Origin of the sequence: Flectobacillus sp., from assembly GCF_049240685.1 — a bacterium.
Classification (GTDB): domain Bacteria; phylum Bacteroidota; class Bacteroidia; order Cytophagales; family Spirosomataceae; genus Flectobacillus.
In genome coordinates, this window is record NZ_JBMLSD010000069.1 from 1 (window position 1) to 13675 (window position 13675).

A 13675-nucleotide genomic window follows, 5' to 3' on the forward strand; every position below is an offset into this window, starting at 1 on the left:
TGAGTCCAAGACTAAGTCTTGAACTAGTAACTTCAAATTTGTCCAGTAATCAGACTTTTTGCTTAATGCCTACGGTATATAGCCTAAACCCAAGCACTTATATCTAATTTTGCCCATCAACTTCTTTCAAAACGTATGCCAAAACCAGTGTTCATTCGTTTTGAAAGAAGTCAAAAACTATACCGAATTATTCGACTACAAGCTCTCTTTGAGCATAAAAAGTCTGCACATTCGCTAATATTTCTAAGATTTCGTCATAATTAAAGGCAGTTACAAGACGCATTCTGAATTCTTTGAAATGAGGAATACCCTTAAAGTAATTGGCATAGTGGCGGCGCATTTCAACGATGCCAACATGATTGCCTTTCCAGCGGATACTGAAATCAAGATGGTGCTTACAAACCTCTATTCGGTCTTGGATAGTAGGTGGAGCTAGATGCTCACCTGTACGCAAAAAATGCTTGACTTCGTTAAAAATCCACGGATAACCAATAGAAGCACGTCCAATCATAATACCGTCGACACCATAACGATTTTTGTAGGCTAAAGCTTTTTCGGGAGAATCGATATCTCCATTACCAAATATCGGGATTTTGATACGAGGGTTCTCTTTGATTTTTCCAATCAAAGCCCAATCTGCTTCGCCTTTGTACATCTGTACGCGTGTACGTCCATGAACAGTGAGGGCTTCGATACCAATATCTTGAAGTCTTTCTGCTACTTCTTCAATATTTTTGGTTGATTCGTCCCAACCCAATCGTGTTTTGACAGTTACAGGAAGATGCGTAGATTCCACTACAGCTTTGGTCATAGCCACCATTTTGGGTATATCTTGTAACAAGGCTGCACCAGCCCCTTTACAGGCTACTTGTTTTACGGGGCATCCGTAGTTAATATCAATCAAATCAGGATTGGCTTTGGTGGCAATTTCACCACAAGCACGCATGGTTTCTATATCTGAGCCAAAAAGTTGTATTCCGATAGGGCGTTCGTACTCAAAAATATCCAATTTCTGTACAGACTTCGCCGCATCGCGAATCAAGCCTTCTGAGGAAATAAATTCGGTATACATGAGGTCGGCTCCATTGGCTTTACAAACCGCTCTGAAAGGAGGATCAGACACATCTTCCATCGGGGCAAGTAAAAGCGGAAACTCGCCTAAGTCTATATTTCTTATCTTTGCCATATTCAATTCTTGCCTATTTGTGCAGGGTTTTACTAATTTCCTACAACAAACAGTCTTTTAGAATTATCAAACTCACATTTTTGCTGTAAATTTACAACCAATATGGCACAATTTGATACTTTTTCGTCACAAACTGACAGACCCCTCTTTGCTAAAGTTTTGATTTTGTTTGGATTAACCCTTGTTTTTCTGGCGGTTGGTTCGGCAATAGGCCTAGCTATTTTCTCTTCTATGACTGGTGTGCCTTTGGCTCAATTTGCTACTTTTCAGGCAAATCCAGATCGTTATCCAGACGCTTGGTATGCCATGATGCTTTTACAAACGCTTAGCACTCCTCTTCCATTTATTTTTTCTGCTTTGATTTTTTGGAAATATGTCGAAAAAACTAAAATTAATCAGTGGTTCTTACGCCAGCCAAATGTTCTCGTTTGGGTAATGGTGTTAGTATTGGTGATAAGTTTTATGCCTTTCGACTCTTTGTTTATAGAATGGAATAAGTCAATTCAACTACCAAGTGCCTTGAGAGGCTTGGAGCAGTCGATGCAGGAAAGTGAAGAGGCTGCCAAAAAAATTACTTTGTATTTTACTGACTTTAAGTCTTTTCCTCAGTTTTTGGTTGCGATGATTGTGGTAGCTGGAACGGCCGCTATTAGTGAAGAGTTGCTTTTTCGAGGTGTTTTACAAAATATTTTGCTCAAACAATGGCGCAACCCACATTTGGCTATTTGGGTGGCTGCGTTCTGGTTTAGTTTTATTCATTTTCAGTTTTATGGGTTAATTCCTCGTATGCTTTTGGGAGCGATGTTTGGTTACCTCTATTATTGGTCAGGAAGTTTGAGCTTACCAATTTGGGCACATTTTGTCAATAATGGGTTTACAATTTTGATGAGCTATTTGTACAAAATTGGCGTTTTGAAAGTAAATATTGTCGAAACAGATTCGGTGCCCTTGGCAATAGCCTTGGCATCTGCATTAGTTTCGGTGGTGATTTTTAGAAAAATTTATCAAGATACTGCGCTGAAAATTGAATCGAGACTTGGTGGTGAATCATAAGGGTAAATATTAGCAAAGCATTTTGAAGGTAAAAAAAGTTAGCACGCAAAATACAATTTAATTTTTGAGCTTTCAGCTACGGGCATTTGACAAAAACATATCTATTGTTAATAAAAAGAAACTAAACACTCTTTGCCTTTGCCTGTTCTCTATTGCCTACTTACTAATTCAGCACTTATACTTTGTTTATAAACCATTTGAAATAATGAATGATTGGCAGAAAATTTATGTGTCTGATAGTCCTTTTAAAACAGATTTGGCAAAAGCTTATTTAGTCGAAGAACATCAGATTGAGGCGGTAGTTATTAATAAAAGAGATAGTTCGTATCTGTTAGGTGTATGTGAGCTCTATGTACCAGCAAGTCGTGCTACGCTAGCGAAGTTTTTACTAGAAAATGAGGGCGGTTTTCAGGATTCGTTGCAATAAAAGGTTTATTCAAATAATTATCTGAGTATTTATGCAAAATTAGATTTGATTTTTTTTAGGTAAAAGGCAACAGGCACAAGGCAACAGGCAACGAGTGTTAAATTATTTTTTATGAAATTGTAAAAAACCTTTTGCCTAATGCCTACGGCTTACAGCCTAGAGCATCCAAATTACACTTAGTTTTGAAGTTAACTTAAGTAACCATGTAAAAGGCAACAGGCAACGAGTGAAAATTATTTTTGTATGAAACTGTAAAAAACCTTTTGCCTAATGCCTACGGCTTACAGCCTAGAGCATCCAAATTCATGATAAATTAATCAAAAAACTATATTCATTATTCACAAGGAGTCGTGTACGAAAGAGTCTAAAACTGTCTATTCCGGATATCTGATATGGGATTTAGGAGGTGTAATTTTCGATATTTTGTAAAAGCAAAGGTATTTTACTTTCTTTCCGAAATCAGAAATCCCTAATCCGCAATTGTTGGAAGTTCTCTGTACAGTTCTAATTCACAATACAGCACTAATACTTAAAGGCTATTCTAAATGAAATTTTAAATTTATTAAAAAAGGATGAAGGAAAAATTACAAGGTATGTCCAATCTTCAGCAGCGCGTGATTGCTGCTGTTATTGCAATTCCATTTTTATTGTTTTGTATCATTTATAGCGACTGGACTTTTTACGCCCTGTTTGCTTTGATTTCGGTGCTGGCTCAGTTGGAGTTTTATAAATTGCTAGGTTTAGATGGTAACGAACCATTAACTTATTATGGAACCTTTTGTGGTTTTATATTAGTTACGGTTACTTTTCTAATCGAAAAAGGTATCGTTCCTTATGAAGATTACTATGTTTTATCGCCTTTGATGGCACTGATTTTTTTTATAAAACTGTATAAATCTGAAGACGAAAAACCTTTTAAGAACATTGCTTATACATTTTTGGGGGTAATTTATGTAGCCTTGCCTTTTGCCTTGATTATTATTTTGGCATTTTTAACTCCTGACTTCAGATTTAGCTGGCAACGTCCTTTGGGTTGTTTGTTTTTGCTTTGGGCCAGTGATACAGGTGCGTATTTTGCTGGGACAAAATTTGGAAAGACTAAATTGTTTGAAAGAGTTTCGCCTAAAAAATCATGGGAAGGAAGTATCGGCGGTTTTGCGGCAGCGATGCTAGTAGCCTTTATTTTAACACAATACTTCGATGATTTGCAAGATTGGCAATGGTATGTATGTGGTGCTATTATTGTGGTAGCTGGTACTTATGGTGATTTGGTAGAATCACTTTTCAAAAGAAGTATTAAAATCAAAGATTCCGCTTCTACTATACCTGGTCATGGTGGATTTCTGGATCGATTTGATGGCCTATTATTATCTGTTCCTTTTATTATTACCTTCCTCAAAATGTTTTAATTGTTCTGGGCGATACAAAAGCGAACGTTGGCTCCGATTTTGTGGCGAATGAGTGATTTTATGATTTTATAAATTTTAAGCTCAAAAAATCACTCATTCATTCAATCACTAAATAATCTTTTCTCATCCTTCTTTTTCTTCTCTAGCCATTGGCAAGGTATTTGTATTTCTCTCAAATAGTCTTTAAATTGCTCTTATACCATACCAACCTACTAGAGACATGAGCTTTTTTAAAAATCCAGCTTGGCTTACGAAATACGTCTATCCTTACGCTACCGTAGATGATATTCCTGAAGAGGTATATGCCAACATTAATCAGAAACTTCATAAGCTTATTGATTTCGAAAGTCCCGAAGTTAGTATTGTTATTGCTGCTTGGAATGAGGAGGTGAATATGCTACCTACCATTGGCTCTTTGGCAGACTCTACGACCAAGATTCCTTTCGAAATTTTGGTCGTAAACAATAACTCTACCGACCGCACTCAGGAGGTATTAGACAAGCTTTATATTCGCAGTTGTACGCAGACAATTCAAGGTTGTGGCCCTGCTCGTCAGATGGGTTTGGAACAAGCCAAAGGCAAATATATCTTATCCGCTGACGCAGACTGTATGTATCAACCCGAATGGATAGATCAAATGATTAATGCGCTTCGTCCAGACGATGTGGCTGTGGTTTATGGCCGATATTCATTTATTGCCAATGAACAAACGCCGCGTTGGAAACTTGCCATCTATGAAATGATGAAGGATATTATGGCCGAAATACGTCAGTTCAAAAGACCTTATCTCAATACCCTAGGAATGACCATGGGGTACAAAACGGCACAAGCACTGAAGGTTGGCTATGTGATGCGTCATGTACGCGGCGAAGATGGTCGTTTGACCTTTGATTTAATGCAGTTTGGAAAGGTAGTTCAGGTAAAAAGTAGTAAAATCAGGGTGTGGACAGGCACACGCACGCTAGACAAAGACGGAAGTTTTTTTAATATGGTTGGTAGTAGAATAGTGAAAGAAATAAAAAGGATATTCACCTATTTGAGCCCTCTCAAACCACACGATACCAAAACCTCCTAATCAATTTGTGAGGCTGATAAATGGCGGAAAATTGATTAAAATTTGTCAGCTCGATACAACTTTTGTACTTTTATCGGATAAAAACCCCTCAAGGTTTTGTACAAAATCTTAGAAGTAAGCTTAGGGTAATTTCTTGACTATTTTAGAAACACTCAATTTTAATGTCAAGTATTACAACATTGTATCAATCACAAAAACAATATTTGGAATGATTATCGAACCAAGAATGCGCGGATTTATCTGCCTAACAGCACATCCAGTAGGTTGTGAACAAAATGTAATTAACCAAATCAACTACGTAAAATCAAAAGGTAAAATCGACGGTCCTAAACGTGTATTAGTAATCGGAGCTTCGACAGGTTTTGGTTTGGCATCACGAATTACCAGTGCTTTTGGGTCAGATGCGTCAACAATTGGTATTTTCTTCGAAAAACCATCTTCACCAGGCAAACTGGCTACTCCCGGCTGGTACAATACTGCTGCATTCGAAAAACACGCTCAAGAGGCTGGTTTGTATGCAAAAAGTATCAATGGCGATGCTTTTTCTAACGAGGTAAAAGAAAAAACGCTTGCCCTTATTAAAGAAGATTTAGGTCAAATCGACTTAGTTGTATATAGCTTGGCTTCGCCAGTTCGTACCGACCCTACTACAGGTATTACTCACCGTTCGGTCTTGAAACCAATCGGAGCTCCTTTCAAAAACAAAACGGTTGATTTCCACTCTGGAAAAGTAACTGAAATCTCTATTGACCCTTGTACAGAAGAAGACATCCAAAATACAATCAAAGTAATGGGTGGCGAAGACTGGGAAATGTGGATTGATAGCTTGAAAGCGGCTAATTTATTAGCGCCAAATGCTTTGACAATCGCTTATTCTTATATTGGACCAGAATTGACAGAGCCAGTATATCGTAAAGGAACTATCGGTCGTGCTAAAGACCATTTGGAAGCTACGGCTTTCACTATTGCTGATAAATTGAGCGATATTGGTGGTAATGCGTATGTTTCTGTAAACAAAGCTTTGGTAACCCAAGCAAGTTCGGCGATTCCTGTGATTCCTTTGTATATTTCTTTATTGTACAAAGTAATGAAAGCAGAAGGTATTCACGAAGGTTGTATCGAGCAAATCCAACGTTTGTATAGCGAGCGTCTTTACACTGGTGGCAACGTACCAGTTGATGAAAAAGGTCGTATCCGTATTGACGATTGGGAAATGCGTGCAGATGTACAAGCTAAAGTGGCAGCACTTTGGGAAGAAGCAACTACCGAAAACTTACCAAGCATTGGTGATTTGGAAGGATATAGCAATGACTTCTACAATTTATTTGGCTTCAAAGTAGGTGGTGTAGATTACACTGCGGATACCAATGAAGTAGTAGAAATCCCAGGCTTGCAGGTATAAAATTAGTGAATTGTGAATTAGTGAATTGAAAGATTATTATTCACTAATTCACAACTCACTAATTAGGGTAATATTAAGATTTTTAAACAATTTCGGATTTAAGATTTCTGATTTCGTAAATATTCTAGGAAAGGATTCAAAAAAGGATATTTTACCTCTCAAATCCAAAATGCAATAACTGAAATTGTTGTTTTTGTAATCCTTCGTACACTACCAATTCACAATTCACTAATTAAATTAACGCTGAAAGGTCTTTTACTCCTATTCTTTTATAACTCGTAAATCCCTCGCCAAAGGTAACGCCAATGGCATGTCCCATCTCACGATTGCGCGCTTCTGTAAATTTCAAAAACTCTGGAGAAGACAAATAGGATTCTGGTTCTTTTGAATTTGGATCAAAAAATTGGCTTCTGAATGCACGGATGGAAGCTTCTTTTTTATCCCAATACGCCGTAATATCTACCACAAAGTCTGGTTGAATATAACGGTCTTGAATATAATGATAGACATTTTTTGGACGCCAAGCCGTTTGTGGTGTACCGTCGTCTTCAAAGGTTTCAATCATACGCAAACCCGCTTTAAAACACGCGTCTGCCGCCAATTCAGCTCCTTTGATATGATCGGGGTGACGGTCGAAAATTGCGTTTGCCAACACGATTTCGGGCTTGTAACGACGTATCACACGGATTAACTTCATCAAATGTTCTTCGTCATTTACAAAAAAACCATCTCTAAAACCCAAATTCTCACGAGCATGAATGCCTAATATCGCTGATGCCGCATCTGATTCAGCTTGACGGATTTCGGGCGTACCACGAGTACCCAATTCACCACGGGTAAAATCAACAATACCCACTTTTTTGCCTTGGGCAATATGGGAACAAATCGTTCCCGCGCAACTCAACTCTGCGTCATCTGGATGCGCAGCCATCACCAAAATATCTAATTTCATCTAATGGAATATCTATCTAATTTGTTTGAAAACTTGCAAAAGAACCCTAAATAAAAGCGTATTTTATTACTTTTGAACAAATATATCAAATCAAAAACTTGACATTATCCTAATAGCAACAAAATTTTTCAAATTAGTTGATTCTCAATCTTCTCCCAATCTTAAGTTTAGCAGTTGTATTCATCCCGTTCAACTTGGCTAATTGTTGGATAGAAATATTGGCAAAGTTGGCAATAGAAGCCAGCGTATCTCCCTCACGAATCGTTACCCAAGTGGTAGTATGATATGCTTCCTCGTTTTCTACATTTTCATTAAATTCATTTGGTAAAATTTCACCATAAGTATCAAATACCCTTGCCGAAATCATCACGTGCTGGTCTACAGGTTTGGTATTTTTTCCTGAAAATGAAAAAACATAAGTTGGGTTAAAAGCCTTTCCTTCGTAACGAGTTTCATAATGAAGGTGCGAGCCTGTACTTCGTCCTGTATTCCCGCCTTTGCCAATAATATCTCCAGCTTTCACGTAAGTTCCTGACTCTAGTATTTTCTGCGAAAGGTGACCATAGACTGTCTCGATACCATTATAATGCCTTATAACAAAATATTTACCATACCCTTTACTATCATATCCAGATACTCTTATAATGCCATCGAAAGTAGAATATACGGGGTCTCCTGTGGTTAAATCCAAGTCGACACCTGCGTGTAAGCGACGCGACCGCGGACCAAAATTGGAGGTAATATCACCAGAGTTTAGGGGAGAAGACCAATGATACCCCATAGCATCGTTATACAATTCGATGTCAACCACGCCTTCAAAGTTTTTGACATTAATACCATAAGGGTCAATATTTTTGGAAGACCAAATCGAGTAATAAGTGGCCACCATTGCCACATCATCTGAACCATTGATTTTGACCGTTTCGATTACCTCGACTGGGCGGATATCTCCTTCATCTACCGAGGTGGTATCAAAAGCGCTTACTGTAGAATTGATAGCACGGATAGGTTCGTATGGATTGCGTCCGCCGTCGGTAACATATTGTTGAGTAGACGTTTCGTATTCAGGTTTTAGTCGTAAAGGAGGGAGAAAATCTTCTTGTGGAGCGGGTTTAGGGATGGTTGTTACAACTTTTTTAATAATCTTGGTTTGCTTTTTATAGCGACCGCTCTCATTTTGAGCCCTTAATTGGACTTGGGATGAACCGAGCAATACCAAAGATAATATTATTACTTTTTTCATAAAAATTAACTCTAGGGTCTGATTTTTCATAAATTGCTTAAGATTTTTGGCTAAACAATTCGATGCATTCAATTAGTGATATACAAGTAAAACCAGATTAAAAGCATTTTATTATTTGTTCTAAGGAAATCTTAAGGAAAAAGGAAATCGTGGCAAAATGGGGAGGAGACGAAGATCTACTCATATTTTTGTCAAACCAAACCTAATTCATTCCTAATTGAATGAATTAGGTTTATTCATCAAAAAAGCGGTCGAAAAATATTTTTCGACCGCTTTTTTGATACTATCATAATAGATATTACCAGCTCAAGATGCAATCATTGCGTCTCTACTACTAGAATACAAATTTCAACATAATCACTCATTCACTAACTCAGCATTCTATCAATTAGGAATGATGCATATTTTATTATCTTTTTGTCTAATGAATACGCAAACGACGACCTGCACGCAAGTTGGAGCTTAGCTTCATACCATTCATTTTGGCAAGGCGCTCTACCGAAATACCCGCACGGTTAGCAATAGAGTAAAGCGTATCACCCGAGCGAGCAACAGTCCAAGCAGTACGACGAGTAACTATTTTGTTACCAGCATCACCATATTCATTCCCCAAGGCCAAGCCATAGGTATCGAATACACGTGCCGAAACCAACAAATGGTCGGATACAGGCTGAGTACCTTCACCTGCAAAGTTCATCACGTAAGTTGGATTGAAGGGGTTACCTTCGTAACGAGTTTCGAAGTGCAAGTGTGAACCAGTACTACGACCAGTATTTCCACCTTTACCGATTTCGTCACCAGCCTTTACAAACATGCCTGATTCGTAACTTTTACGTGAAAGGTGACCATACAAGGTCTCAAGTCCGTTGTAATGTCTTACCACCAAGAAGTTACCATAACCACCACCATCATAACCCGATACCCTAACAATACCATCAAAAGCAGAGTAAACGGGGTCGCCTGTTTCGACATCAATGTCTACACCTGCGTGTAAACGACCCCAACGAGGGCCAAACTGAGAGGTCAATTTAGGCGCATTGGTAGGGGCACTCCAATAACGGCCTTGTTCTTTATTAAAAAGCTCAAGGTCTACAACATCATCAAAATCTTTGACATCGATTCCATAAGGGTCGATAGTATTGGTATCCCAAATAGAAAAATAAGAAGCAACTGTTACAAAGTCGTCACTTCCTGAAGGTTTCATTTCCTCCTCTATCTCGATTACCAATGGCTCTCTTTCATCGATGGATGTCGTATCGAAAGCACTAACAGTAGCGTTAACTTCTCTTACAGGTTCAAATTTTTGATTTCCTGCCGTTGTTGTAGATTGTTTTTCTACTACCTCAAATTCATTTCTAAATTGGAGTTTGGGCATTTCATCTAACAAATCGTCCTGTTTTTTGTCTTTTTCCTTGTAAAGTCCAGTATTGTCCTTGATTTTAATTTTAGGGTTATTTTTAAAACTCCCTTTTTCTTGCGACCAAGCCACCATAGCTGTACATACAAAAAATGCAGTAAGAAAATTACTTCTTATATTCATTGTATTGTAGTTATAGTTATCGAAGAATCTGAGTAGTAAACGTAAAATGAAAGGCTCTTCGCATTTACTACCCCAAATTTCATAACTAATGTAATTCATTAGCAGCCAACCAACGTTCGGCGTCCAAAGCAGCCATACAACCCGTACCTGCTGCCGTTACTGCTTGACGATAAATATTATCTTGGGCATCGCCACAAGCGAAAACTCCTTCGATATTAGTATTTGTCGAGCCCTTAATTGTCTGGATATATCCTGCTTCGTCTAAATCTAAATAATCTTTGAAAATATCTGTATTAGGCTTGTGACCAATCGCAACAAAGAAGCCCGTTAAGGTTAGTTCTTCAGTCTCGCCAGTTTTTACATTTTTCAAACGAACTCCCGTTACACCCGATGCATCACCCAAAATCTCATCAGTTTCTGAATTCCAGTGAACTTCAATTTTTGGATTGTTCAATACACGTTTTTGCATAATCAAAGACGCACGTAGTTCTTCACGGCGAACAATCATGTGTACTTTTGAACAGATATTAGCCAAATACGTAGCCTCTTCAGCAGCCGTGTCACCACCACCAACAATGGCTACCACTTGGTTGCGGTAGAAGAATCCATCACAAACCGCACAAGCTGATACGCCAAGACCGTTATATTTTTTTTCTGATTCCAAACCTAGCCATTTTGCCGAAGCACCCGTTGCGATAATAACCGCATCGGCTGTAAGTTCGGTACTTTCGTCAATAACCACTTTTTTAGGCGAAACTGAGAAATCTACAGAAGTAGCCATGCCAAAACGTATATCAGTACCAAAACGACGTGCTTGAGATTCTAAATCTTGCATCATTTGTGGTCCTTGGATACCTTCTGGATAGCCAGGGAAGTTTTCAACGTCATTAGTGATTGTTAGCTGACCGCCAGGTTGGTTGCCTTGATACATAACTGGTGCTAAACCTGCGCGTGATGCATAAATTGCCGCAGTGTAACCTGCTGGCCCTGAGCCTATAATAAGGCATTTGATATGTTCTGCCATTGTAATTATTAAGATATTTACTGGATTGATTTTTATTAGAAACCTCTAAAAATCAGATGATTTTGACTTATAAATTGAGGAAATGGCATCCAGCAAGGCCTACCCTCAAATATATGTCTATAGGATAAACACATTTGAGATTACAAAAATTGCAGATTAATGCCAAAACGCCAAATTCTTTTGCGCCAAAGCCATAAGAATAGCGCTTAGCTTTCTGGTGTAAGTTGTCGGATTGGCACAAAAACAGGATAGGTATTTTTGAAAATTATCTGATTCTATATTTACCATACCCAAATCCTTTGTTAATAGACTCCAGATAACGCTCTGATTTATTGATAAAAGACCATTTTTTTTACATATCTGTGGTATGCTTATGCAAAAAAAGTGCAAAAAATAGTCAATTTTGTAAACAGGGGCATTTAGGTAATAGGAAAACGGTTGGTAAACAAGCAAACTCACTACCAAAAAGATATCAATATTCTCAAATTTTATGAAAAAACTACTCACTAATTTAACATTCTGGGTGCTTACTGCCATTGCAGCGGGTATTTTGTTAGGGCATTTTGCACCAGAAATCGCATTATATAAGTTGTTTGAAAACCCTATCAAATTCAAGCTTTTGGGCAATGAAGTTAGTATTGGGAATACCTTTAGCGAATTTTTGAGTGGTATCTTCATAAGTATAGTTAAACAATTTATTAACCCCATTATTTTCTTAACCATTACCCTCGGTATCGTAAGTATGGGTGATTTGAAAAAGGTAGGAAAATTGGGAGGTAAAGCGCTTCTCTACTTCGAAATCGTTACGACCATCGCCTTATTAGTTGGAATTATTGTTGCCAATGTGATTCGTCCTGGGGATGGTGTAGTAACTGATGCTATCAAAGGGGGCGACATTTCCAAATATACCAAAGGTGCATCAGAATTTAGTTGGACTAAATTCTTTTGGGATAATAGTACTTTGCAGGTTTTGTTATTGGCGATTATCCTTGGCTCAGTATTAAATTATGTGAGCGGAAAGAATAAAATTATTGAAATCTTTCAGAAGGTATCCAAATATATTTTTACGGGCTTGCATGGAGTGATGAAATTGGCACCAGTTGGGGCATTTGGGGGTATGGCCTTTACAATAGCGAAATACGGATTAAAAACACTGATTCCTTTGGCCAAACTTATGGTGACAGTTTATATCACGATGGGCGTTTTTGTATTTATTGTTCTGTTTTTTATCCTTCGTTATTATAAAGTCGACCTTTGGAAGTTTTTGAAGTATATTAAAGAGGAGCTTCTTATCGTATTAGGCACATCATCTTCCGAAGCAGGCTTGCCTTCATTGATGGAAAAATTGGAAAGAATGGGCTGCGCAAAATCAGTAGTTGGGCTGGTGGTTCCTGCTGGATATTCTTTCAACTTGGATGGTACAACGATTTATCTCTCAATGGCAACGATTTTTCTGGCTCAGGTCTTCAACGTGCATCTGAGTTTGGAACAAATTTTTACTATTATCGGTATTTTGATGGTTACTTCCAAAGGGGCTGCAGGGGTCACAGGAAGCGGATTTATTGTACTGGCCTCGACGCTCACGGCTGTACACGTAATTCCTGTGGAAGGTTTGGCTTTGTTGCTTGGAGTTGATAGATTTATGTCTGAGGCACGAGCTATTACCAACTTTATCGGAAATGGCGTTGCCACGATTTTCTTGGCAAACAACGAGAAAGAATTTGACCATGAAAAAATGAAACAGGCATTTAATCAGGAAGGTATAGCTTGATAGGCAATGGGCATAAGGCAATGGGCGAGCACCACTCTTTGCCTTGTGCCTAAAACACATAAACTAAATCTAAGCTTTGTGCAACTGCTTAACATGGCACAAATACTTTGCTTTTTTATTCTTGATAACCCCTATTGATAAGGGTCAAATAATTTCTTGATTTAAAGCCTACGACAGACTTCTTTTCCTTAGCTTTGGTTTTTTTTTCGGTGATTTTTTGTGTTGGTTTCAGCACAAAAAATATGGAAAAAATTAAAAGTGAAATTTGTACAATGATTAATAGCTGGTCCATAGGTAAGCATGTTTGTAGTGATTCTTTACTGATTAAGACATTCAGAAAAGTAAAAGCGTTGCCCTGCTGCGACCACTTGGCAATATCTGTAGCTAAAGTTTTAGTTTTTTGATAAAAAGTTGAAAAAAAAGGCATAGATATATTATTTTAGGTTTTGTGAATAGTCAAAGTAATCTCTAACCGTGAGCCTTGTCTTATGTTCAGTCCGAAAAAATATAGCTTAGTTGAGAAGTAATTAAGTATGAATGCTGAATTAAGAGTTGAGAATTTTGAAGGTAAAGTTTTTATTATCCCTATCTTT

At 37.9% G+C, this 13675-nt stretch carries 11 protein-coding genes; 6 read left to right on the top strand and 5 right to left on the bottom strand.

Translation table 11 applies throughout. The features are described 5' to 3' along the window. Positions 1–187 precede the first annotated feature (187 nt). Positions 188–1186, bottom strand: coding sequence for a tRNA dihydrouridine synthase DusB (dusB, locus tag ACOVQ4_RS03260; RefSeq protein ID WP_421819223.1), 999 nt, complete (start codon positions 1184–1186; stop codon positions 188–190). A 102-nt stretch (positions 1187–1288) separates the two neighbouring features. Here dusB and ACOVQ4_RS03265 point away from each other — a divergent pair, with 102 nt between their 5' ends. From ACOVQ4_RS03265 to fabV, 5 genes are all read left to right on the top strand, one after another. Next, a complete protein-coding gene (locus tag ACOVQ4_RS03265; RefSeq protein WP_421819224.1) occupies positions 1289–2239 on the top strand; it encodes a CPBP family intramembrane glutamic endopeptidase in 951 nt (316 codons plus the stop codon). A gap of 205 nt (positions 2240–2444) precedes the next feature. Continuing rightward, positions 2445–2666, top strand: a complete 222-nt coding sequence (locus ACOVQ4_RS03270) for a DUF2007 domain-containing protein (RefSeq protein WP_421819225.1) — start codon at positions 2445–2447, stop codon at positions 2664–2666. Between the two features lie 572 nt (positions 2667–3238). Further along, positions 3239–4075: a phosphatidate cytidylyltransferase gene (locus ACOVQ4_RS03275; RefSeq protein ID WP_421819226.1), complete on the top strand. Its 837-nt coding sequence runs from the start codon at positions 3239–3241 to the stop codon at positions 4073–4075. 220 nt (positions 4076–4295) lie between these two features. After that, positions 4296–5150 carry a glycosyltransferase family 2 protein gene (locus ACOVQ4_RS03280; protein WP_421819227.1) on the top strand — a complete coding sequence of 285 codons (855 nt, stop codon included), beginning with the start codon at positions 4296–4298 and terminating at the stop codon, positions 5148–5150. 208 nt (positions 5151–5358) lie between these two features. Next, positions 5359–6552 carry an enoyl-ACP reductase FabV gene (gene fabV / locus ACOVQ4_RS03285; protein ID WP_421819228.1) on the top strand — a complete coding sequence of 398 codons (1194 nt, stop codon included), beginning with the start codon at positions 5359–5361 and terminating at the stop codon, positions 6550–6552. A 232-nt stretch (positions 6553–6784) separates the two neighbouring features. Here fabV and bshB1 read toward each other — a convergent pair whose 3' ends face one another. The 4 genes from bshB1 to trxB form a co-directional block, all read right to left on the bottom strand. Beyond that, entirely contained in the window at positions 6785–7504 is a 720-nt protein-coding gene (gene bshB1 / locus ACOVQ4_RS03290) for a bacillithiol biosynthesis deacetylase BshB1 (RefSeq protein ID WP_421819229.1), read from the bottom strand. 133 nt (positions 7505–7637) lie between these two features. Next, the gene (locus ACOVQ4_RS03295; RefSeq protein WP_421819230.1) at positions 7638–8747 is read right to left on the bottom strand and encodes a peptidoglycan DD-metalloendopeptidase family protein; all 1110 of its coding nucleotides are present in this window, start codon (positions 8745–8747) and stop codon (positions 7638–7640) included. A gap of 421 nt (positions 8748–9168) precedes the next feature. Beyond that, positions 9169–10287 carry a peptidoglycan DD-metalloendopeptidase family protein gene (locus ACOVQ4_RS03300; RefSeq protein WP_421819231.1) on the bottom strand — a complete coding sequence of 373 codons (1119 nt, stop codon included), beginning with the start codon at positions 10285–10287 and terminating at the stop codon, positions 9169–9171. Positions 10288–10372: 85 nt separating this feature from the next. After that, the gene (gene trxB / locus ACOVQ4_RS03305; protein WP_421819232.1) at positions 10373–11311 is read right to left on the bottom strand and encodes a thioredoxin-disulfide reductase; all 939 of its coding nucleotides are present in this window, start codon (positions 11309–11311) and stop codon (positions 10373–10375) included. A gap of 490 nt (positions 11312–11801) precedes the next feature. Here trxB and ACOVQ4_RS03310 point away from each other — a divergent pair, with 490 nt between their 5' ends. Next, positions 11802–13082 (top strand): cation:dicarboxylate symporter family transporter, encoded by a 1281-nt coding sequence (locus tag ACOVQ4_RS03310; RefSeq protein WP_421819233.1) that lies wholly within the window; start codon positions 11802–11804, stop codon positions 13080–13082. Positions 13083–13675 lie beyond the last annotated feature (593 nt).